Origin of the sequence: Actinomadura flavalba DSM 45200, assembly GCF_000374305.1 — a bacterium.
Lineage (GTDB): Bacteria > Actinomycetota > Actinomycetes > Streptosporangiales > Streptosporangiaceae > Spirillospora > Spirillospora flavalba.
In genome coordinates this window covers 365,025-387,304 of record NZ_KB894097.1, presented here as the reverse complement: position 1 = coordinate 387,304, position 22,280 = coordinate 365,025, and the positions used below count along the sequence as shown (strand labels likewise).

The window sequence follows — 22,280 nt, the reverse complement described above, 5'->3', positions numbered from 1 at the left end:
CATGAGCGCGGTGACGTGGGGGCAGGTGCTCGCGTGGCGGATGGGGCGGCAGTTCCTGGCCGGGCCGGAGGCGGATTCGGCCGGTGACGTCGCGCGGCGCCTGTGCGGGGTGCAGGCGCAGGTGGCGTCGTCGGCGGCGCTGGCCGTCGCGGTGCGGCGCGGGCGGCCGTCGGCGGGCGAGGTGGAACGCGCGCTGGCCGACGGCGCGCTGGTGAAGACGTGGGCGATGCGCGGCACGCTGCATCTGCTGCCGGTCGAGGAGGCCGGGGCGTACGCGACGTTGTGCGCGCAGGTGCGCAACTGGGAGAAACCGAGCTTCACCAAGGCGTTCGGCGCGTCTCCGGCCGACATCGAGGCCATGGCGGAGGCTGCGGGCGAGGCGCTGGCGGGCGGGGCGGCGCTCACCCGCGAGGAGCTGACGGCGGCGATCGTCGAGCGGACGGGGTCGCGGCACCTCGCCGAGGTGCTGGGCTCGGGCTGGGGCACGCTGCTCAAGCCGCTGGCGTGGAAGGGCGTGCTCGTCTACGGGCCGCCGCAGGGGCAGCGCGTGACGTTCGCGGCGCCGTCGTCGCTGCCCGGCCGGCGGCCGGTCGCGGACGAGGAGGACGCGGCGCGCACGGTGCTCCGGTCGTTCCTCGGCGCGCACGGCCCGGCCACGCCGGAGACGTTCGACCGGTGGCTCATGCGCGGCATGAACCGCAAGCGCGACGTGAAGCGCTGGTTCGCGGCCCTAGCGGACGAGACGACCGAGATCGAGGTGGACGGCACCGCGATGACCGTCCTGTCCGAGCACGCCGACGCGATCTCCGCCGCTCCGGAAGCCCCCGAGATCCGGCTGCTCGGCCCGTTCGACCAGTACGTCCTGGGCGCCGGGACGTCCGCGACGTACCTGGTCCCGGCCGAGCACCGCACGGCCGTGAGCCGCCCGGCGGGCTGGATCTCCCCGGTCGTCCTGCACCGGGGCCGCGCGGCGGGCGTCTGGGAGACGACGGACGGCGAGGTGACCGTCACCCCCTTCGATGACCTCCCGAAGGAGGCGCTGGCCGACGAGATCGACCGGCTCCGCCCGCTCCTGGACGGTTGACGAAGCGAACGTGCTGGCCGGGGCGGAGCTGCGCCGCCGCGTCCAAGGCGGACGCGGCCACGACGGCGATCATCGGATAGCCGCCCGTCGTGGGGTGGTCGGTGAGGAACAGGATGGGGCGGCCGTCCGGGGGCACCTGGAGCGCCCCCGTGACCATGCCCTCGCTCGGCAGCTCGCCGTCGCGGGAGCGGGCCAGCGGCGGCCCCTCCAGCCGGACGCCGACGCGGTTCGCGTCCGCCGACACCGTGTAGGGCTCGGTGACGAGCCGGTTCAGCGCGGCGCCGGTGAACCAGTCGTCGCGCGGACCCGGGACGATCGGCAGCACCGGCGCGGCGGCGGGCGGCGCCACCGGCGCGACGTCCACGCGGAGCGGCGCCAGCCCCGCCGACGGCCCCACCGGCAGCCGGTCGCCCGCCGCGACCCGCGCCGGGCCGAGGCCCGACAGCAGGTCGGTGGACCGGCTGCCCAGCACCGCGCCGGGCACGAGACCGCCGCGTACGGCCAGATAGCCGCGCAACCCCGCCTCCGGAGTCCCGACCTCGACCGTCGCGCCCGCCGGGACGAAGAACGGCGCGTTCATCCCCTGCGGCCGTCCGTCCCGCAGCACCGGCGACGGCGCGCCCGTCACCACGGCCCACACGCCCCGCAGCGCCCGCACGGCCAGTCCGCCGAACGTCAGCTCCAGCGCCGCCGCGTCCTCGGGGTTGCCGACGAGCCGGTGGGCCAGCCGCAGCGCTCCCGCGTCCGCCGCGCCCGACCCCGGCACGCCCAGGTGCGCGTAGCCGGGACGGCCGAGGTCCTGGACGGTGGTGAGCGGTCCCGGCCGCAGCACCTCGATCACGGCGCCTCCCGGACGAACCGGACCCGCATCCCGGGCCGCAGCAGCGACGGCGGCTCCCGCGTCACGTCCCAGAGCGTGAGCGCGGAACGTCCCAGCAGCCGCCACCCGCCCGGCGACGGCGACGGATACACGGCCGTGTACGGCCCCGCCACCGCGACCGATCCGGCGGGCACCGACGTGCGGGGCGTGTCCCGGCGGGGGACGTGCAGCTCCTCCGGCAACCCGGTCAGATACCCGAAGCCGGGGGAGAACCCCAGATACGCGACGGTGTACTCGGCGCCCGCGTGCCGGGCGATCACCTCCTCGACGCTCAGGCCCGCCAGGTCGGCCACGTCCGCCAGGTCGTCGCCGTCGTACACGACGGGGATCTCCACGACGCCCGTGCCCTCGTCCCCGCGCGCCACGGGTTCCAGCCGCGCCAGCGCGTCCGCCAGCGCCGCCGCGTCGCCCGACGTCGTCACCAGGACGGTCCGCTCCCCGGGCACCACGTCCACGACGCCGTCCAGCCCCGCCGCCCGCACCGCCGCGTCGAACCGCCCCGGCGCCTCCGTCTCGACCAGCACCGCCCGGTCTCCGGCCCGCCGCACCCTCACGCGAACGGCTCCAGCGTCACGCCCGCGTCGGTGAGGGCCGTACGGACGGCGCGCGCTAGGTCGACCGCGCCCGGGGTGTCGCCGTGGACGCACAGCGAGCGCGGTTCGACGGTGACGTCCGTGCCGTCCGCGGCCGTCACGCGGTGCCGGGCCGCCATGTCCAGGGCGCGGCGCACGACCGCGCCCGGGTCGTGGACGACGGCGCCCGGCTCGCGGCGCGGGACCAGCGTCCCGTCCGGCCGGTAGGCGCGGTCGGCGAACGCCTCCGCGACGACCGTCAGCCCGTCCGCGACGCCGTACACCGCCGATCCGGGCAGTGTCAGCAGCGGCAGCGACGCGTCGTAGGCGCGGACGGCGTCGGCCACCGCCGCCGCCTGCGCCGGATCGCGCGCGATGCGGTTGTACAGCGCCCCGTGCGGCTTCACGTACGCGACCCTGCCCCCCTCGGCGCGGGCGACGCCGTCCAGCGCGGCGATCTGGTACAGGACCTCGGCCGTCAGCTCCTCCGGCGCCACGTCCATCTCGCGGCGTCCGAACCCGGCCAGGTCGCGGTAGGAGACCTGCGCGCCGATCGTCACGCCCCGCGCCACCGCCCCCGCGCACACCCGCCGGATGATCAGCGGGTCGCCCGCGTGGAAACCGCACGCCACGTTCGCGCTCGTGACGACGTCGAGCAGCGCCGCGTCGTCGCCCAGCTCCCACCGGCCGAACCCCTCACCGAGGTCGGCGTTGATGTCGATGACCGCCATGGCGCCATTCTCCCGGACCCAGGTCGCCGGCGCGGCCTCCGCCCCATGCCCGGTGAATTCCGATCAGACGGTTCGCTCGTGGACGTCGGTGACATCGTCGCGCGACGCCCACGCCTGGTAGACGCCCCGGTCGAAACGCTCCAGGCCCAGCCGCTCGGCCACCGGCGCCTTGCCGCCGGTGTACTCCAGCCGCAGCCAGCCGTCGTGCTCGCCCAGCACCGCGAACGGCTCGCCCCGCCACGTGCACAGCGTGTGCACGTACACCAGCCGGTCGACCTCGGAGACGCCGACGACGCGCACGTGCCGGTCCGGACCGGCCGCCCCGAACCCCTCGGCGGGCGCCGACCGGTAGAGGCGGACGCGCGGGCCGTCCGGGCTCGCCTCGTACTCCGTGCCGCGCCACGTCGCGTAGTAGCCGTTGCGCACGTCAGCGCCGTCCTCTCGGTTCGGGACGCCGCCAGGCGCGCCGGTCCGCGTCGTACACGGCGACGAGCCGCTCGTCGGCGTTCCGGTCGAGCCGGTGGATCTCCGACCCGTGCGGCACCCGCTGGCTCTCGATCTTGAACTCGGGGATGGGCGAGCCGTCGCCCGGGGCGTAACCCGACCCGGGGAACGGCGCCGTCTCGATCACCCAGCCGCCCGGCACGATCTGCATGCTCCACTCGTCGATGCCGCCGAGCGGGGTGCGGAACAGCTCCGGCTTCACGGCCGTCCAGCGCAGCACGTGGACGTGCTCGTCGGACTTGGCGAACGGGCTGCCCGCGTAGGTGAGCCCGAGCCGGTGCACCAGCTCGGCGGGCGTGCCGAGGCCCGCCACGTCACCGAGCCGGTGGACGTATCCGGCGACGAGGTCGTAACCGCCGTCGAGGTAGTGCGCGACGTGCTCGGGCCGCAGCACCTTCTGCATGATCACCGTGCTGCGGGCCGGTTCCGGGCTCGGCGGCGGCTGGACCGGCGCCGCCGCCGGCTCCGGCGCGGGCCGCCCCCGGTGCGTCGCCGTCCGCCGGGGCAGCGGCTCCGCCGCCCCACCCGCCACCACGCGATCCGGCCGCCCCCCACCGCGTCCGGCCCCGGGCGTTCCGCCACCGGACGGACCCGCGTAACCGGGCCGCTCTACGGGTCCACGCCCCGCCCCGGACCCGCTCTGCCCCGCGTAGCCAGGTGTCGCAGGACCCGGCGCTCCGGTGACACCGGACGAAGCCGCAGAGCCGGACCGCTCCGCAAAGCCGCGCCCCGTCGCAGGATCGGACGGCCCCTGGGACTCGGCCCGCGCCGCGTAGCCGGGCCGTGTCGCGGGTCCAGACGTACTTTGGGGGTCGGCCTGCGCCGAGGAACCGGGCCGCGTCGCGGGTCCGGGCGGGCCTTGGGACTCGGCCCGCGCCGCGTGGCCGGGTGGCGTTGCAGGTCCGGCCTGCGCCGCGTGGCCGGGCCGCGCTGCGAGTCCGGGCTGGCCTTGGGATTCGGACTGTGCCGTGTGGCCGGGCCGCGTCGCGGGTCCGGGTGGGGCCTGGCGTTCGGCTCGCGCCGTGTGGCCGGGCAACGCCGGGGAGCCGGGTCGTGTCGCGGGTCCGGGCTGGCCTTGGGGTTCGGCCTGCGCTGCGTGGCCGGGGCGCTCTGTGGCGCCGGGCCGCATCGCGGGTCCGGGTGAGGCTTGGGGTTCGGCTCGCGCCGTGTGGCCGGGCAACGCCGGGGAGCCGGGTCGTGTCGCGGGTCCGGGCTGGCCTTGGGGTTCGGCCTGCCCCGCGTGGCCGGGGCGCTCTGTGGCGCCGGGTCGTATTGCGGGTCCGGGCTGCGCGGTGTGGGCGGGGTGGTCCGGGGTGCCGGGGCGTGTTGTGGGGTCGGACGGGTCTCGGGGGTCGGGTTGGGGTGTGGGGCTTGGCTGCTTCGTGAGGTCGGGCTGGCCGGTGGTGGCGGGCGATGTTGCGGCGTCGGGCGGCTGTGGCGCGGGCGTGGTGGGGCCGGTGCCGTTGGGCGACGGGGTCAGGGACGTCGCGTCCAGGTAGCCCGCGCTCGGCAGGCCCGGGTTCACCGCGAGCTGCCAGGCCGGATTCGGCCAGGCGGCCGTCAGCTCGGCCAGCGTGGACGGACGGTGGTGGACCGCCTGGCCGCGCAGCGACCGCTCCATCGCCTCCGGCGAGGTGAAGGCCAGCACGAACGTGCCGTCGCCGAACCGCGCCGTCGCGAAGCGGCCCGCCTCGTCCGACCCCGGCTCGCCCGGGACCGGCAGGCACAGGTTCACCTGGCGGAGCAGGTCGAGGTAGGCGGCCTCGTCGTCGCGTTCGCGCGCGGCCGTCAGCAGCGTCTCCAGGTCGGCGGGGCGGGGCGCCAGCCCGATCGTCTCGGCCGCCGACCGCTCCGCCTCCGGGATGGCCAGCGGCAGGCCCAGCCCCGGCATCGCGATGCCGCCCGCGCTGTTGCCCGTGCTGCCCGCCTGGTAGACGAGGTCGAGCGGCCCGCGCGTGCCGTAGACGTCGCGGAACGCCTCGACCATCCGCTGCGCCAGCGCGTCCACCGCCTCGGCCTGCGCGGGCGTCAGCCGGGGACGGCCCGGCATCGGCACCCGCGAGGAGAAGTTCAGCCGCTCGCGTCCGTCGGGTTTGCGCCAGCCCTGCGCGCCCAGCCGCCGCTCCTGGCGGTGCGTCAGCGGACGCGGCAGGAACGCGCTGCCGACCGCCTCGGCGTCCAGCGCGTGCGAGGACCGGATCGCCTGCACGTACGGCAACCCCGACGGCGCCTGCACGATGAGGAACGAACGGACGGGAAGCCGTTTCAGCTCACGCGCCAGCCGTTCGGCGAAGTCTTCCCAGTCCACCCGCGCTCCACACTCGCATCCGACGTGTTCTCGTCCGTACCGAACGGTAGCGCCACTGGCGGGCGGTCCGTCACTCGGCGGGCGGGCCCGGCAGGACGTCCGGGCGGACCGGCGCCCACACTCCGCCGATCGCGTCGTACACCGCGACGGGCACCGCGCCGTCGGGGTTCTCCTCGTCCCAGCGCCACAGCCGGGCGCCGTGCGGGGAGCGCAGCTCGGGCGCGTCGCGCACCTCGGCCGGGGCGGGCGGCGGCTCGGGGGCGGGACCGGGACGCACGCCCTCGGCGGCGCGCTGCCGCGCGTCCAGCCGCGCCACCGCGACCGTGTCGAGCAGCACCTCGCTCGGCGCCCCGGGGTTCACCGCGAGCTGCCAGGACGGGTCGGGCCAGCGCGCGGCCAGCTCGCTGAACGACGTCCGCCGGAACGGGCCCGGCTCGCCGCCGTCGGGGGCGAGCGCCGCCGGGGACGTGAACACCGCGATGTAGGTTCCTTCGCCGATCGCGATGAGCGGCAGGCCGTGCGGCTCCTCCGGGCCGCCCGCGCCCGGCAGCACCAGGTCGGCGCCGCGCAGCAGCTCGAAGTAGGCGACGTGGTCGCCGCGCTGCTTGGCGTCGACGAGCAGCGATTCGAGCGACGCGGGCGCGGGCGGCGCGTCCGGCACGGGCGCGCCGAGCGGGGCGCCCGCCCCGGCCGGGGCCCGGTGCACGCCGTTCACGGCCGGACGCTCCGCCGGTTCGGCGGCGGGCGGCGGCGGATGCGGGACCGCCGTCGTGCGGCGGGCGGTGACCCGCGACGGGTCGGCCACGTCGATGCCGAACCCCAGCAGCTCGGTGAGGCCCGTGCCGTGCCGGTGGAACGACTCGTACACCAGGTCGGCGGGCCGCCGGACGCCCTGCACGTCGCGCAGCGCGGTGACCATGACGTCGGCGAGGCGGTCGTGCTCGGCGGGGGAGGCCGTCGCGGACAGCTCCGTCCACCAGTTGCGGGGCGCCGGGTCACCCGGCGGGTGCCAGCCGGCCTCGGTCATGACCTCCTCGTCGGCGACGGTCAGCAGCAGCGGACCCTCGAGGAAGTTGTTGCTCACGGCCTCGGCGTAGAGCCGGTCCGGCTCGCGGATCGCCTGGACGTAGTGGCGGCTCTCGTCACGTTCGCGGACGATGAGGATGGTGTCCGGATCGAGCCCGGCCAGTTCCCGTCCCAGGCGCCGAGCGAACTCGGACCACTCCAACAAGATCACTCCCTATCCCCGGGGCCGTCCCCTGGCCCCCGCGAGACCGCTGCCCGAACTTCCGATGATTGTCGCCCCGGACGCCTTCTGGCAAACCGGCCGTCACCCCCGGGGCGGTTCGTGACGCAACGCACGCAGCGCGCCGCGCAGCCCGGCGGCGTCGCCGACGTGCCGTTCCGTCTCGGTGATCAGCCGGTGCAGCACGTCGTGCCGCTCGACGCCCGCGTCGAGGAGGGCCTGGGCGGCGTCCCACAGTTCGGGGGGCTCGCCGTCCCACAGGGCCGCCGCCAGGCGCTCGTGGGCGTCCAGGTGCGCGGGGTCGGCGCCGGGGTGCTCGAACTCCAGCATGACGCGGCGGTCGACGGGGTCGGCCGGGTCGAGCGCGGCCAGGTCGATGACGCCGCGGCGGCCGGTCACGCGGTGCTTGCCGACCAGGAACGGCAGCGCGAACGCGCGGCGGGGCAGGGCCTCCAGGTCGCGGTCGGGCAGCAGCCGCGCGAGAACGTCCGGATCGAGCCCCGAGGACGCCGGGTCGCGGTAGGCGCTCGCGAACGCGCCGGTGGCGTCCCAGACGGCGTCGAGCGTGGCGCGCACGCCCTCGGCGGGCAGGCCGGTGCGGGCCGCCGCCCACCGCGTCCACGCGGCCAGCACGTGCGGGACGGCCTCCTGCTCGGCGGGCGTCAGCAGCACCTTGCGGGGCAGCCAGTCGAGCAGGAAGCGTTCGACCTTGCTCGGGCTGACCCGCAGCGGGCGGCCGAAGTCGTGGTCGCAGCCGTACTGGATGATCTGGTCGGCGCAGCGGCTCGCGGCGGACACGTCCGACAGGCTCTCGGCCTCGGCCGAGGCGAGGAACCGGGCGGCGAGGGTGGCGCGGGCGTCGCGGCCGTGCGGCGCGGGACGCGGCGCGGCGCCGCCCGGCGGCAGCGCCCGCAGCCGGGTGCGCAGGAACGCGTGGTGGGCGCCGAACTTGGCGCCGACGGTGGCGGCGTCGGTCGCGTCCAGCGCCTGCGTCAGCCGGGCGCGCGCGACACGCGGGTCGAGCGGCTCGAAGGCCATCAGCGGGTTCTCGCGGGCGTCCTTGCGGCCCTGTTCGAGGAGCCGCGCGACGCGCGAGGACACCCACGCGTCGCGGAGCACGCCGTGGACGTCGCCGCCCCGGGTGCGGTCGAGCTGGGCGATGAGCGCGTGCCGCTCGATGCCGTTGTACGCGAACGTGCACACGACGGTCTCGTGGTCGCCGTACCGGTCGCGGGCGACGAAGCACTCCTCGGCGACCGCCTGCCCGACCCGTCCGGCCCAGCCGGGACGGGCGACGCCGCGCGCGACGAGGACGCGGGCGGCGTCGTCGGCGAGGGCGGCCTGCCGGTTCGTGCCGAGCCGGCCGACGCCGGTGAGCAGCGCGAGCGCGGCGGGCGTGCCCGCGCGGGCGGCGTGCGCGACCAGGCCCTCGCCGAAGATCTCCTCGGCGTCGCGCCCGCCGGACAGGCGGCCGCCCCACCAGGAGCCGAGGATGTCGCTGACGATCAGCTCGGCGTCCAGGGCGCCGCGCACCGCGAGCAGTTCGCGGGCGTGGCGCAGCATCCCCTCGAAGATCTCCCGCATCGCCGGGGAGGGCGGTACCCCGGCGCTGGTATCACGGCTGCGGGGCGTCACGTCTCCAGCTTCGCAGATCCGGCGAGCGGCCTCGGACAGGACACCGCGCGCGTCCGGATCGGGTCAGCGCACCTTGCCCGACGGCGGCTCGGACTTGACCCGTCCGACCAGGTGCTCGCGCGCCATCCGCTCGACGAGGACGGGGGTGTCCTCCAGCCCGAGGTGGATCGCCCGCGCCCGCACGTCGGCGACGCATCGGTCGACCGCTTCCGGCGGCACGTACAGGAACTCGTCGGCGAGACGCCGCACCACGGCGTCCGCGTTCTCGTCGCGGCGGTGGACCAGGACCGGCATGCGCACACCCTTCACCCCGAGGCCCCGGCGGACGGGGGACCACTGGAACGAGGAGCCTCAGCCCCATTCCAGACGTTTCCCCGCCCATGTCAACCCCTGCCACCCACCCTTCACCTCTCCGCCACCCCCGCGCCGGGTCGGCGCCGGGGGCGGCGGAGCGCCGGCCTCAGTCGCTACCAGTCGCACTCATGCCGTCTCACGTTCACCGGGTTGGTGACCTGTTCCCAGTTGACTTGTTCGTCCTGGACCGGGTAGCCGAGGAAGCCCTCTCCCAGCCGAGGTTCTGCCAGCGGCCGCGGATGACGCCCCAGACCGCGTGCGCGCCCGTCGGGGGTGGGGGTCTCGTCGGTGGTGGGGCAGCCGAGGGGCCCTCGCTCCGCACCCAGCGCGAGGATTTCAAAGGAACACAAGTGTCTTTTTGGAGTCGTGGCGGAGATCACGTAGGGTGCCGAACGGCCGCACGCGACCCCGGCGCCGATTAAGGTCCCTCACGTGCGGTTATGACCTGAGCGGGTAGGTCGCGAGCTGCCCACACGTTCTGTGGGAGGGGACACGATGGTGATGTCGCTGCCGATCGGTGACGAGGCGAACGCTCTGCTGAACCGGAGCCCGCTCGCGTTGCTGATCGCGATGCTGCTCGATCAGCAGGTGCCTCTTGAGCGGGCGTTCGCGGCTCCGGCGGAGTTGGCGCGGCGGTTGGGGCGGGAGTTGGACGCTGAGGAGATCGCGGGCTACGACCCTGAGGCGTTCGTCGGGGTGTTCGCGGAGAAGCCGGCGCTGCATCGGTATCCGAAGGCGATGGCCGCGCGGGTGCAGGGGTTGTGCCGGGCGTTGGTCGAGCAGTACGGGGGTGACGCGGAGGCGGTGTGGCGGGACGCCGGGTCCGGGGCCGAGTTGTACAAGCGGGTGCACGCGCTGCCGGGGTTCGGGGAGCAGAAGGCGAAGATCTTCGTGGCGCTGCTCGGCAAGCGGCTCGACGTCCGTCCCGACGGCTGGCGCAAGGCCGCCGGATCGTACGGGGACGAAGGCTCGTACCGCTCCGTCGCCGACATCGTGGACGAACCGTCGCTGGGCCGGGTGCGCGCCTACAAACAGGAGATGAAGGCCGCCGCCAAGCGCTGAACCCCGGGGCCTTTGCCGAACTTTTGCTCGTTGGAATCAGGGGCTTCGCGGTTCTATGGACCGGTCCTGACGGGAACGAACGGCGTGACCGGCCACCGTGGGCGCGTCCGGCGCCGTAGCATCTTCTGCCTGTGCCCGCGTGCTCGACGCGCGGTGCGCCGTCCGTGTCCGCCGTCGTCGGCGGAGGTCCGCGACGAGGATGTCCGCGGCCCTTCCGTCCGCGCCGAACCCTCGGGATGATGAGAACCTGACCTCGACCGGTGTTGTGATGAACGCGGGAGCGCTAGCCTGCTCCCATTCACCGAAGGTGATGAGAAATCACCGTGCGGTATATGGCCCGCAGGGGCGGAGGTGGCGCCGATGAACACCGGGACGTCCGTTCCCCGTCCCCGTATGTCCGGCGTGGAGGGGCAGCAGATGAACGTGTCCGACGCCGCGCTGTACGCCACGCTCATGAACGAGGCACCGGCCGGTTTCGCGTTCTTCGACGCCGGGTTGCGCTGCCGGCGCGCCAACGACGCGCTCGCCGGGCTCCTCGGCGTGGAACCCGAGGCGCTGACCGAACGCCGGCTCGGCGAGATCCTGCCCGACGCCCTGTCCGGCCCCGCCGAGACGGCCCTGGCCGACGTGCTCGGCGGCGAGTCCGCGCTCGCCGAGACCGAACTCGTCGTCCCCGTTCCGGCGCCCGCCGAGGCCGCGCCGCTCGTGCCGCGCCAGGGCAGGCCCGGCCCGGTCGACGAGCGCATCCTGTCCTGCACGTGGATGCCCGCCCGCGACGCCGACGGCGGCACCGTGGGCGTCGTGCTCACCGCGTTCGACGTCACCGACCGGCGCCGCGCCGAGGACGTCATCCGCCGCAAGGAGCAGCGCTACCGCTCGCTGGTCGAGGCCAGCGCCCAGGTCGTGTGGGTGTCCGCGCCGGACGGCACCGCCCTGGACGACGCCCCCGACTGGCGCAACGTCACCGGCCAGACCACCGCCGACTACGCCGAGGGCGGCTGGCTCGCCGTCGTCCACCCGGAGGAGCGCGCCCGCGTCGAGGCGCGGTGGCGGGCGTGCGTCGCGGAGGAGAGCGTCTTCGAGACGGCCTACCGCATCCGCACCAAGACCGGCGCCTACCGCCACTTCGACGTGCGGGCGGTGCCGATCCGGCGCGCCGGCGCGGTCGTGGAGTGGGTCGGCGCCAACACCGACGTCACCGGCCAGCGCGAGGCCGAGGAGATGCGCGGACGCCTCACCGAGCAGTTGTCGGCGGCGGCGCTGCGCACGGCGCGGCTCCAGCAGGCGACGTCGATGCTGGCCGAGGCGCTGACGGTGTCGCAGGTCGTCCAGGTCATCACCGAGGTCGGCCGGTCCGCGATCGGCGCCGACTACTCGGCCGTGGCGCTGCTCGACGACGACAAGCTGGAACTGTCGGTCGTGGAGCCGTCGCCGGTCGGGGAGACGCCGCCGCCCGAGACGCGCCCGTCCCGCGAGACGATCTCCGTCTCCGACCAGACCGTGATGTCGGTCGCCGTGCGCGAGAGCCGTCCGTTCCTGGCCGAGCACCCGAACGCGCTGCGCCTGCTGCTCGGCACCGACGAGGCCGGGCTGTTCAGCAAGCACACCGAGGAACGGGCGTGGGTGGGGCTGCCGCTGCTGGCGGCGGGCGCCCCGATCGGCGCGCTGCGGTTCTCGTTCACGCGTCCGCGTGAGATCACCGACGAGGAGCGGGTGTTCCTGGAGGCGCTGGCGGGCCAGTGCGCGCTGGCGGTGGAGCGGGCGCTGCTGTTCGAGCGCGAGCACGACACCGCCGAGCAGTTGCAGCGCAGCCTGCTGCCGAGCGATCTGCCGCAGCTTCCGGGCATGGTGCTGGCCGCGCGGTACAACCCGGCCACGCGCGACGTGCAGGTCGGCGGCGACTGGTACGACGTGTTCCGCCTCCCCGACGACCGGCTCGCCGTCGCGGTCGGCGACGTCATGGGCAAGGGCGTGCTGGCGGCGGCCGGGATGGGCCGCGTCCGCAACGCGCTGCGCGCCCTGGCGCTGAACGACTCGCGTCCGGCGGCGGTGCTGTCCGGGCTGGACCGGCTGTTCGCCGCGACCGAGACCGAAGAGCAGTTCACCACCGTCGCCTACGTCGTCATCGACCCCGAGACCGGCAAGGGCGCGTTCAGCAACGCCGGGCACCCGCCGCCGCTGGTGGTGGCGCCGGGCGAGCCCTCGCGGGTGAGCGATCTGGAGGCCGGAACGCCCCTCGGCTGGCCCAGCCAGCGTCAGCAGACGAGTTTTTCCGTTGAGACCGGCAACACTGTGGTGTTCTATTCCGATGGACTGGTCGAGAACCGTAGGCGTGGAGTGGACGCCGGCCTGGAGGAACTGGTCTCCGTGGCCGACGACGCACCACCTGAAGTGGTAGGAGATCCCGAGAGACTCGTCGACTTCCTGGTCGATCGGATGCTTGCCGGTTACGAGCAAGCCGACGATGTGACCGTCCTCGCCCTGCATGTACCGCCGAGGCCCGCGTAGGCAAGCCCGTCCCAGACGGTGGGGAGACGGCTCCGTCCGTACGAAGGACCGCTCCGCGCCCTCTAAGGTGGAGTGCTACCGGGCAGGACACCGAGGCGGAACGCGCAGCAGTGCCAGAAATGCTTGACCCAGTCGCCGAACGGGTACGCTGCGGTCCCGCGGAGGTGACCCGGCTCGGTGTGTGGTCCCACCCCGTGTGAGGCCGGGCCCGTCAGGGCACTTGGGTCAACCAAGCCACACGTTCGTTCGAGAGGTATTTGTGTCGCCTGCTAGCTCGACCTCGAAAGCGTCAGATCTGCACGAGCACGTCATCGCGCAACTGATCGAGCGTGGACGGTCCCAGGGTTACCTCGAAGCCGACGACGTACGACGTACGTTCGAGGAGGCCGACATCCCGGTGTCGAAAGCCTCCAGCATCTTGCGGAGCCTCAGCAAGGAGGGTGTGACGGTCGTGGTGAGCGCCGCCGACTCCGCCGCACCGAAGCGCCCGCGCAAGCGCGCGGCGACGCCTCCGGTGCGCAAGCCCAAGACCGCCGCTGCCGCCAAGGAGCAGCAGCCCGAGACGGTGACCGCTGTCGTCGGTGACGACGAAGAGACGGCCGCCAAGCCCAAGCCGGTCCGCCCCGCCGCCAAGAAGGCCGCGGCCAAGCCGAAGAAGACGGCCGCCAAGGCCGCGCCCGCCGCCGCCAAGGGCAAGGGCGCCAAGAAGGCCGACGACCCCGAGCTGGACGACGACGTCGACGTCACCGACATCGACGACGAACTGAACGAGCTGGACACCGAACTCGTCACCGACGACGCCGAGCTGGAGACCTCCGACGACACCGAGGAGACCCCGGCGCCCGCCGTCGCGGTCCCCGCGCCCGTCCCGGCCCCGGTGGCCGAGAAGAGCAAGTCCGAGGAGGAGGCGTTCGTCCTCGGCGACGACGACGAGGACGCCCCGGCCCAGCAGATCGCCGCGGCCGGCGCCACCGCCGACCCGGTGAAGGACTACCTCAAGCAGATCGGCAAGGTCCCCCTGCTCAACGCCGAGCAGGAGGTCGAGCTGGCCAAGCGCATCGAGGCGGGCCTGTTCGCCGAGGAGCGCCTGGCCGCCGACGGCCCGGCGATGTCCGAGGAAGACCTCGAGGACTTCGAGTGGATCGCCGAGGACGGCCGCCGCGCGAAGAACCACCTGCTGGAGGCCAACCTGCGGCTGGTGGTGTCGCTGGCCAAGCGCTACACCGGTCGCGGCATGCTCTTCCTGGACCTCATCCAGGAGGGCAACCTGGGTCTGATCCGCGCGGTCGAGAAGTTCGACTACACCAAGGGCTACAAGTTCTCCACGTACGCCACCTGGTGGATCCGGCAGGCGATCACCCGCGCCATGGCCGACCAGGCCCGCACCATCCGCATCCCGGTGCACATGGTCGAGGTCATCAACAAGCTGGCGCGCGTGCAGCGGCAGATGCTCCAGGACCTCGGCCGCGAGCCGACCCCGGAGGAGCTGGCCAAGGAACTCGACATGACCCCCGAGAAGGTCGTCGAGGTGCAGAAGTACGGCCGTGAGCCGATCTCGCTGCACACCCCGCTCGGTGAGGACGGCGACAGCGAGTTCGGTGACCTCATCGAGGACTCCGAGGCGATCGTCCCGGCGGACGCGGTCAGCTTCACGCTCCTTCAGGAGCAGTTGCACTCGGTGCTGGACACGCTCAGCGAGCGCGAGGCGGGCGTGGTGTCGATGCGGTTCGGTCTGACCGACGGCCAGCCGAAGACGCTGGACGAGATCGGCAAGGTCTACGGCGTGACGCGCGAGCGCATCCGGCAGATCGAGTCGAAGACGATGTCGAAGCTGCGGCACCCGTCGCGGTCCCAGGTGCTGCGCGACTACCTGGACTGACCGGCGGCGCGGCGCGAGGTCCCCGTCCCTCCTGGGGCGGGGATCTCGGCATGTAACGTGGACGTGTCCGGCGCCTCCCGGCCGTAGTCCGGATGACGGCTGACATGGAGAAATGTCCCAGGTCAACCTACTCCCGGGTATGTAACACACTGTTTACCCGGGAGTAGCGCGCCCGGCCTCGCCTCTTCCTACGCTCTCGCGCTATGGGACTCATGGAGCTTGACCGGGCACCGGGAGGGCCGGTGGAGAACCGGACGAGCGGGGCGACGGCCGTCCGACCCCGCACCGCACACGTCATCAACGACCGTCCCTGGCTGGACCCCGCGCTCGACCAGGCGATGAACGCCGTCCGGGACCGGTACTTCCGGTTCGGCGCGCACGTCCTGGCCGAGTCGCGCGGCGATCCGGAGGTGCGGTCCCTGCGCGTCGAGGCCCTCGCCCGCGCGGCCGTGGGCTGGAGCCGCGGCATCGAGGCGCTGCTGGCCGAGGACGCGGGCAACCCCGACCTGTGGCTGTGGCTGGGCCGCACCCGCGTCGAAGAGGCGTGGGCGATCCGGCCGGACGGGCGGGCCCGCGCCGTCCAGGCCGCCGGGTTCACCGCCTACGGCAAGCTCATGGCGTCGGCGCGCGAGCCGCTGATGACCGCCGCCGAGCTGCTGCCCGACGACGCCGTCCCGTGGGAGGCGATGCTCTGGTACGCGCTCGGGCTCGATCTGGACCGTGCCGAGAAGGACGCGCTCTGGGAGCGGGTGTACGCCCGCTGCCCGACCCTGTACGCCGGTCACGTCGCGCGCGTGGTGACGCTGTCGCCGCAGTGGGGCGGGATGCCGGAGGAGATGTTCGACTTCGCGCGCGTCGCGATGAGCACCGCCACCCGCGAGGACCCGCGCGCCGCGCTCATCCCGCTCGCCTACTTCGAGGACTTCGCGCAGGCCCGGTCGGGGCTGATCCGCAACGGGTCGTCGTCGTGGTTCAGCACGGAGGAGTGCCGGGACGTCGCGGTCGCGGCGCGCGGCTGGTTCGAGGGCCCGCGCCCGCATCCGCGCACGATCGAGGCGCACAACCTGTTCGGCGCGGCGTTCCATCTCGCCGACGCCCGCCGTCCGGCGCGGCAGCACCTGCTGCGCACGTTCGGGCGGCCGAGCAACCTGCCGTGGAGCTACCTGGGCGGGGACGCGGCGCACCACTACGTCAAGGCGTGCAAGCACCTGAACGTCATCCTGACCTGACGCTCAGCCGGGCAGGATCACGTCCAGGTTCGTGCCGTTCAGCTCGGCGGTGTGCCCGAGGCCGGTGACGGCCTTGAGCAGTTCCTCCGGTGTGCCGGGACGCGCCCCGGCCGCGATCAGGTCGTGCGCGATCGTGCCGCGCGTCGCCTTGGCCATGTGGCTGACGACCGTCCGCTTGGGGACGCCGCCCACGATGTGCTCGCGGAACACGCGGACGGCGACCGCCGGCGCCGGGGCCTTCCACGCCGCCGCGTACGGGCCCGAGCGCATGTCGACGACGAGCCCGTCGAGGTCGCGCAGCGCCTTGGTCAGCGCGGGCCGCCACAGGGCGGCGAGCCGTCCGACGGGCGGCAGTGCGACGCCCATCGCCAGCCGGTAGGGCGGGATGCGGTCGGTGAGGCGCAGCGCGCCCCAGAGGCCCGAGAAGACGATGATCCGCTCGGCCGCCGCGGCGGCGTCGAGCCGGGACAGCGCGAGATGGTCGTACAGGACGCCGGTGTACAGCTCGGCGACCGGCAGCGCCGGGGCCGTCTTGAGGGCGCGGTTGCGGGCGAGCGCGTCGTCGGCCTGGCCCACCGGGAGGCCGAGGATCTCCGGGGCGTCGGCGCGGCGGCCGGTCTGGGCGAGCGCGCGCAGCGCCTTGCGCCGGGCGGGGTTCAGCGCGGGGAGGCTCAGCGCCGCCAGATCGAGCGGGGGGCCGTCGCCTCCGGCCGCCTTCTTCTCCGACGGCGGCAGCAGGATGTGCACGTTCTTCCTCGATGACCGGGACGCCGCGCGGGGCGCAGAACAGGCGAAAGGCGGTCACCGTCTCCGGTGACCGCCGATCACGGCGTGGACTTGCTGACGGGCTACCGTTCGTCTTCGACGGCGGTGGCCGGGGTTTCGTTCAGCCGGTTGGACTCGTCGTGGATGTCGGCCCCGTTGGAACGGAGCGCCTCCCCGTACTTACGCCCGTGGTGGGCGCAGAAGAGAAGGTCGCCGCCGCCTACAAGGACCGCACGGACGTAGGCCTGGGCGCCACAGCGGTCGCAACGGTCGGCGACGGTCAGCGGCTTGGTCGGGGCAAGGGCTCCAGTCACGGCACCTTCCTCATGCTCGGGGTCGGTACTTAGGACAACATCTAACCCGACGTGGACGTTCCCAACCTGGTTCCGCGTACGCCCAGAGCGGAATGGGGCCCGGGAGTGACCGAGGTCACAACATGTGCCTCATGTGGCGTCCCAGCGGAAGATCCGGGCCGCCGCGAGGGACGTGACGACGGCGACGGCGAGCAGCGCCGCGATCTGCGGCAACGCCGACGCGGGGCCGAGTCCGCGCGCCATCACGTCGAGCATCCCGTCGTTCAGGTAGCGCAGCGGGAAGACGTAGGAGAGGGTCCGCATCCAGCCGGGCGCCGAGTCCAGCGGGAAGAACGAGCCGCCGAGGAACGCCATCGGCAGCACGATCAACTGGGTGACCGCCGACGCCGCCTCCTGCGTCCTCGCCCAGGCCCCGACCAGCATCCCGATGCCGAGGAACGCCAGCACGCCCGCCAGCACGAGCGGGATCGACATCCACCAGGCGCCGGTCAGCCGCAACCCGAACACCGGCAGCAGCGCGACGCCGAGGAAGACGGCGAGCTGGATCAGGGCCGTCACCAGGCTGACCAGGACGCGGGCGGCGAACACCGACCGCAGCGGCGCCGGGGACAGCCGCAGCCGCCGCAGCAGGCCGTTCTTGCGCCAGGTGACGAGCGTGGTCGACGCGCCGAAGACCCCGGCCATCGACAGCGCCCAGCCGAGCAGGCCGGGCGTGAAGAACTGGATCGCGCTGAGCGAGGCGTCCTCGACCTGGCGGGCCTCCAGCCGGTAGGCGGGCCGCTCGCCCGTCGCGGCCCGGTTCGCCGCCTGGGTCAGGCCGCCGAACAGGCTCTGCACGATGCCCGACTGCACCCGGTCGGCCACGGAGTAGCGGATCGAGAGGGTGCCGCCGTCCTGCGCGGCGAAGGCGTCCGCGTCGCCCTTCTCCACGGCGCGCACGGCCGCCTCGGGGGTGCGGTACGCGGTGACCTCGATCGTGTCGCGCAGCCCGGGATCGTGGGCGAGGGCCTGGTCCAGCAGCGGGACCGGCGCGACGCGCGCCACCTCCACGCGCGGGCTGTCGGCGGAGCCGAACACCCCGGCGAAGACGACGAGGAAGAACAGCGGGAACAGCAGGGTGTAGAACAGCGCGGCCCGGTCGCGGACGAACCCGACGAACAGGGCGCGGGTGAGGCTGCGGACGACGCCGGTGTTCACGCGCGGTACTCCCGTCCGATCCGGTGCAGGAAGACGTCCTCCAGCGTCGCGCCGCGCACCTGGACGCCGTCCAGCGCATCACGCGCGCCCATCGCGGCCAGCACCGCCGCCGGATCGCGGGTGGACACCACGAGCGAGACGCCGTCGTCGGCGGCGTCCAGCGCGCCGGGCAGCGCGGCGGCCTCGGCGCGGGGCAGGCGGCCGGACGGGACGCTCACGCGTGCGGGCACGTCCAGGCCGCGCACCAGCGCGGCGGGCGGGCCGAGTTCGAGAACGCGGCCCTCGTCCATGATCGCGACGCGGTCGCAGAGGGTCTCGGCCTCGTCCATCGAGTGCGTCGTCAGCACCACCGTGCGGCCGCCGGTGCTGATCGCGCGGAGCACGTCCCACAGGTTGCGGCGGGCCTGCGGGTCCAGGGCGGCGGTGGGCTCGTCCAGGAACACCACCTCGGGGTCGTGCACGAGCGCGCACGCGATCGACAGCCGCTGCGCCTGCCCGCCCGACAGCTTCTCGACCCGGGTGTCGGCCTTGGCCGCCAGGCCGACGGTCTCCAGCATCGCGTCGGCGCGGGCGCCGGACGCGCCGTACAGCGAGGCGAACGTGCGGAGCTGCTCGCGCGCCGTCAGCCGCTCGAAGAACGACGTGGCCTGCAACTGCACGCCGATACGGGGGAGCAGCGCCGCGTTGCGCGGCCAGACCGGCAGGCCCAGCACGGTCACCTCGCCCTCGTCCGGCTCGCGCAACCCCTCGATCATCTCCAGCAGTGTCGTCTTCCCGGCGCCGTTCGGGCCGAGCACGCCGAGGAACTCGCCCTCGCCGGCCTCCAGCGAGACGCCGTCCACGGCGCGCACCGCGCCGTAACGCTTGCGCAGCCCGGTCGCGCGGATCGTGTGTGCCATGATCGGACGATAGGACCGCAGGGCCCACCGCACCTCCACCGGCAGGAGGAGACGCGGTGCGGACGGCCGGGTCGCGGGGGCGGCGAGCCCTTCAGGTGGAATGTCGGTGGCCGGGGGTACCCTCGTCCCGGCGGCGATCCCTTCACCGCCGCGACCTGGCTCACCCCCGAGGAGCACACGCACGTTGACCGCCGCGACCGCCGAAGCCACGACCGACGACCCGCAGGGCTACTCCGCCCGGCACCTCTCGGTGCTGGAGGGGCTGGAGGCCGTGCGCAAGCGACCCGGCATGTACATCGGCTCCACCGACAGCCGGGGACTGGCGCACTGCCTCTGGGAGATCGTCGACAACTGCGTCGACGAGGCGCTGGCCGGGGCCTGCACGCACATCGGGGTCGTCCTGCACGCCGACGGGTCGTTCGAGGTCGGCGACGACGGCCGCGGCATCCCGGTCGACATCGAGCCCCGCACGGGCCTGCCCGGCGTCGAGCTCGTCATGACGCGGCTGCACGCGGGCGGCAAGTTCGGCGGCGTCTCCTACACCGCGTCGGGCGGTCTGCACGGCGTCGGCGCCTCGGTCGTCAACGCGCTGTCGGCCCGGCTCGACGTCGAGGTCGACCGCGACGGCCACACCTGGGGGATGAGCTTCAAGCGCGGCCTGCCCGGCGAGTTCGCCGACACCGGCCGCCCCAACGCCCGGTTCAAGAAGCGGTCGGGCGTGCACCAGCTCCGCCGCGTCGCCAAGAAGGTCACCGGCACCCGTGTCCGGTTCTGGCCGGATCTTCAGATCTTCCTCAAGGAAGCGACCGTCGAACGGTCCCTCGTCATGGACCGGATGCGCCAGACGGCGTTCCTCATCCCCGGCCTGACGATCGAGGTCCGCGACGAGCGCGGCGACGAGCCCGTCCAGGAGACGTTCCGGTTCGACGGCGGTATCGGTGAGTACTGCGCCTACCTCGCGCAGGACGCCCCCGTCAACGACGTCCTGCGCATCGAGGGGCGCGGCCACTTCACCGAGACCGTCCCCGTCCTGGACGACCAGGGCCACCTCACCCCCACCGACGTCGAACGCGACCTGGAGGTCGACGTCGCGCTGCGCTGGGGCACCGGCTACGAGAGCGTCACCCGCTCGTTCGTCAACGTGATCGCCACGCCCAAGGGCGGCACGCACGTGCGCGGCTACGAGCGCGCCCTCGTCCGCGTCCTCAATGAGCAGCTCCGCGCCGTGCGGCTGCTCAAGACCAACGACGAGGACGTCCTCAAGGAGGACGTGCTGGAGGGCCTCACCTCCGTCATCACCGTCCGGCTGCCCGAGCCGCAGTTCGAGGGGCAGACCAAGGAGATCCTCGGCACCTCCGCCGCGACGCGCATCGTCGCGCAGGTCGTCACCCGCGAACTGAAGCGGATCTTCGAGAACCCCGGGCGCGCGCAGAAGCAGCAGCTCCGCACCGTCCTGGAGAAGGTCGCGGGCGCCGCCAAGACGCGCATCGCCGCCCGCACCCAGCGCGACAACCAGCGCCGCAAGAACGCGCTGGAGAACTCTGCGCTGCCCGCCAAACTCGTCGACTGCCGCACCGCCGACGACCGCAGCGAACTGTTCATCGTCGAGGGAGACTCCGCGCTCGGCACCGCCAAGCTCGCCCGCGACTCGGAGTTCCAGGCGCTGCTGCCGATCCGCGGCAAGATCCTCAACGTGCAGAAGGCGTCCGTCGCCGACATGCTCAAGAACACCGAATGCGCCGCGATCATCCAGGTGCTCGGCGCCGGCTCGGGCCGCACCTTCGACCTGGACGCCGCCCGCTACGGCCGCGTCTGCCTGCTCGCCGACGCCGACGTCGACGGCGCCCACATCCGCTGCCTGCTGCTGACGCTGTTCTACAAGTACATGCGGCCCATGCTGGAGGCCGGGCGCGTCTTCTCCGCCGTCCCGCCGCTGCACCGCATCGAGCTGGTCAAGCCCAAGAAGGGCCAGGACAAGTACGTCTACACCTACTCCGACGCCGAACTGCGCAAGCGGCTCGTCGAACTGGAGCGCCGGGGCCAGCGCTGGAAGGAGCCCATCCAGCGCTACAAGGGCCTCGGTGAGATGGACGCCGACCAGCTCGCCGAGACCACCCTCGACCCGCGCCGCCGCATGCTCCGCCGCATCCGCGTCGAGGACGCCGCCGACGCCGCCACCACCTTCGACCTGCTGATGGGCAGCGAGGTCGCCCCCCGCCGCGCCTTCATCACGGCGGGCGCGTCCGAACTCGACATGGACCGCATCGACACTTAGTTTATGGTCGTGCCTCCGGCACGACGGGGTCAGGGCCGTGCCGCCGCAGAGGGCATGATCATCCTCCCTTCGGTCCGGAGGATCATGCCCTCTGCGGCGGCACGGCCCTGACCCGTGGTGGTGGGTGTTCCTGCGTAGCGCCTTCGGCGCCCCGGGCGGCGCGGTGGGCGGGGTCGGTGAACACGGGGCGGCGAGGTGCGGGGTGATCACTGAACGTCTAGTGTGGTCACGGTGAGTGATGATCAGGAGGCGGGGGAGCGGGTCACCGAGGTGGCGACGCGGCTGTTCGCGGAGCTGGGCTACGACGGGACGCCGATGCAGCTCATCGCGGACACGCTCGGGATGCCGATCGCGGAGGTCACGCGGCTGACCGGTGGCAAGCAGCAGCTCTATCTCGCGGTGATGCGGCGGGCGGCCGAGGCCGAGGACCGTATGCTGACCAGCGCGACGGACGGGTACGGCGCGACGATCGAGTCGGCCTACGAGGTCGTGGACGCGGTGCTCGACTTCTACGTCGCGCACCCGGAGTACCGCGCGCTGTGGATGCACCGCTGGCTCTCGGACGCCACCGACGTCGAGGACCTGGAGTCCCAGTACGTGCTGACGCAGTCCGTGGACGTCATCGACCGCGTGCGGGAGAACATCCCCGACGAGGTCGACCCCGTGCTGCTCGTCGGCACCGTCATCTGGACGGTGTTCGGATTCCTCAGCGGCGGCCGCCCCACGCCCGAGCAGCCGACGCGACACGAACCCACACCGGACGAGATCGACCACTTCCGTCGGTATCTGCACGCTTTCGTGCGTCGCATGCTGGCACCTTCCGGCTGATCCCCTAGGG

At 73.7% G+C, this 22,280-nt stretch carries 20 protein-coding genes; 7 read left to right on the top strand and 13 right to left on the bottom strand.

All coding sequences use genetic code 11. From position 1 onward, the window contains the following. The first annotated feature begins 1 nt into the window (after position 1). On the top strand, positions 2-1,084 hold the full coding sequence (locus C229_RS0120515; protein WP_033424580.1) for a winged helix DNA-binding domain-containing protein: 1,083 nt from the start codon (positions 2-4) through the stop codon (positions 1,082-1,084). On the opposite strand, the gene C229_RS31275 is transcribed toward C229_RS0120515, so the two are convergent. From C229_RS31275 to C229_RS35975, 9 genes are all read right to left on the bottom strand, one after another. Further along, positions 1,008-1,925 (bottom strand): 5-oxoprolinase subunit C family protein, encoded by a 918-nt coding sequence (locus C229_RS31275; RefSeq protein ID WP_018656982.1) that lies wholly within the window; start codon positions 1,923-1,925, stop codon positions 1,008-1,010. The two genes, C229_RS0120515 and C229_RS31275, sit on opposite strands and share 77 nt — an antisense overlap. Continuing rightward, positions 1,922-2,518, bottom strand: coding sequence for a 5-oxoprolinase subunit PxpB (pxpB, locus tag C229_RS0120505; RefSeq protein ID WP_026313991.1), 597 nt, complete (start codon positions 2,516-2,518; stop codon positions 1,922-1,924). The genes C229_RS31275 and pxpB overlap by 4 nt, the downstream gene beginning before the upstream one ends. After that, on the bottom strand, positions 2,515-3,267 hold the full coding sequence (locus tag C229_RS0120500; protein WP_018656980.1) for a LamB/YcsF family protein: 753 nt from the start codon (positions 3,265-3,267) through the stop codon (positions 2,515-2,517). The genes pxpB and C229_RS0120500 overlap by 4 nt, the downstream gene beginning before the upstream one ends. 63 nt (positions 3,268-3,330) lie before the next feature. Beyond that, a complete protein-coding gene (locus C229_RS0120495; protein WP_018656979.1) occupies positions 3,331-3,693 on the bottom strand; it encodes a hypothetical protein in 363 nt (120 codons plus the stop codon). 1 nt (position 3,694) lies between these two features. Further along, the gene (locus tag C229_RS0120490) at positions 3,695-6,079 is read right to left on the bottom strand and encodes a TY-Chap domain-containing protein (RefSeq protein WP_026313990.1); all 2,385 of its coding nucleotides are present in this window, start codon (positions 6,077-6,079) and stop codon (positions 3,695-3,697) included. 70 nt (positions 6,080-6,149) lie between these two features. After that, positions 6,150-7,316, bottom strand: coding sequence for an SseB family protein (locus tag C229_RS0120485; RefSeq protein ID WP_240487350.1), 1,167 nt, complete (start codon positions 7,314-7,316; stop codon positions 6,150-6,152). Between the two features lie 93 nt (positions 7,317-7,409). Next, on the bottom strand, positions 7,410-8,960 hold the full coding sequence (locus C229_RS0120480; protein WP_026313989.1) for a hypothetical protein: 1,551 nt from the start codon (positions 8,958-8,960) through the stop codon (positions 7,410-7,412). A gap of 63 nt (positions 8,961-9,023) precedes the next feature. Further along, positions 9,024-9,254, bottom strand: a complete 231-nt coding sequence (locus C229_RS0120475; protein ID WP_018656976.1) for a three-helix bundle dimerization domain-containing protein — start codon at positions 9,252-9,254, stop codon at positions 9,024-9,026. Positions 9,255-9,456: 202 nt separating this feature from the next. After that, the gene (locus tag C229_RS35975; RefSeq protein WP_338029181.1) at positions 9,457-9,636 is read right to left on the bottom strand and encodes a hypothetical protein; all 180 of its coding nucleotides are present in this window, start codon (positions 9,634-9,636) and stop codon (positions 9,457-9,459) included. A 173-nt stretch (positions 9,637-9,809) separates the two neighbouring features. Between C229_RS35975 and C229_RS0120470 the strand changes: the two genes are divergently transcribed. From C229_RS0120470 to C229_RS0120455, 4 genes are all read left to right on the top strand, one after another. Further along, entirely contained in the window at positions 9,810-10,376 is a 567-nt protein-coding gene (locus C229_RS0120470; RefSeq protein ID WP_018656975.1) for an HhH-GPD-type base excision DNA repair protein, read from the top strand. 360 nt (positions 10,377-10,736) lie between these two features. Then, on the top strand, positions 10,737-12,884 hold the full coding sequence (locus C229_RS0120465) for a SpoIIE family protein phosphatase (RefSeq protein WP_026313987.1): 2,148 nt from the start codon (positions 10,737-10,739) through the stop codon (positions 12,882-12,884). A gap of 259 nt (positions 12,885-13,143) precedes the next feature. Continuing rightward, on the top strand, positions 13,144-14,763 hold the full coding sequence (locus C229_RS0120460) for an RNA polymerase sigma factor (RefSeq protein WP_081639963.1): 1,620 nt from the start codon (positions 13,144-13,146) through the stop codon (positions 14,761-14,763). 242 nt (positions 14,764-15,005) lie between these two features. After that, a complete protein-coding gene (locus tag C229_RS0120455; protein ID WP_018656972.1) occupies positions 15,006-15,992 on the top strand; it encodes a hypothetical protein in 987 nt (328 codons plus the stop codon). A 3-nt stretch (positions 15,993-15,995) separates the two neighbouring features. Here C229_RS0120455 and C229_RS0120450 read toward each other — a convergent pair whose 3' ends face one another. The 4 genes from C229_RS0120450 to C229_RS0120435 all read right to left on the bottom strand — a co-directional run bounded on the left by C229_RS0120450 (position 15,996) and on the right by C229_RS0120435 (position 19,167). Beyond that, positions 15,996-16,739, bottom strand: a complete 744-nt coding sequence (locus C229_RS0120450; RefSeq protein ID WP_018656971.1) for a YaaA family protein — start codon at positions 16,737-16,739, stop codon at positions 15,996-15,998. A 101-nt stretch (positions 16,740-16,840) separates the two neighbouring features. After that, on the bottom strand, positions 16,841-17,071 hold the full coding sequence (locus C229_RS0120445) for a DUF7455 domain-containing protein (protein WP_018656970.1): 231 nt from the start codon (positions 17,069-17,071) through the stop codon (positions 16,841-16,843). 129 nt (positions 17,072-17,200) lie between these two features. Beyond that, positions 17,201-18,268, bottom strand: a complete 1,068-nt coding sequence (locus C229_RS0120440) for an ABC transporter permease (RefSeq protein WP_018656969.1) — start codon at positions 18,266-18,268, stop codon at positions 17,201-17,203. Beyond that, on the bottom strand, positions 18,265-19,167 hold the full coding sequence (locus C229_RS0120435) for an ABC transporter ATP-binding protein (protein ID WP_018656968.1): 903 nt from the start codon (positions 19,165-19,167) through the stop codon (positions 18,265-18,267). Before C229_RS0120435 ends, C229_RS0120440 begins: the two co-directional genes overlap by 4 nt. A gap of 184 nt (positions 19,168-19,351) precedes the next feature. Here C229_RS0120435 and C229_RS0120430 point away from each other — a divergent pair, with 184 nt between their 5' ends. Both C229_RS0120430 and C229_RS0120425 read left to right on the top strand, forming a co-directional pair. Beyond that, positions 19,352-21,442, top strand: a complete 2,091-nt coding sequence (locus C229_RS0120430; RefSeq protein ID WP_018656967.1) for a DNA gyrase/topoisomerase IV subunit B — start codon at positions 19,352-19,354, stop codon at positions 21,440-21,442. Between the two features lie 231 nt (positions 21,443-21,673). Beyond that, the gene (locus C229_RS0120425) at positions 21,674-22,270 is read left to right on the top strand and encodes a TetR/AcrR family transcriptional regulator (RefSeq protein WP_033424625.1); all 597 of its coding nucleotides are present in this window, start codon (positions 21,674-21,676) and stop codon (positions 22,268-22,270) included. The last annotated feature ends 10 nt before the right edge of the window (positions 22,271-22,280 follow it).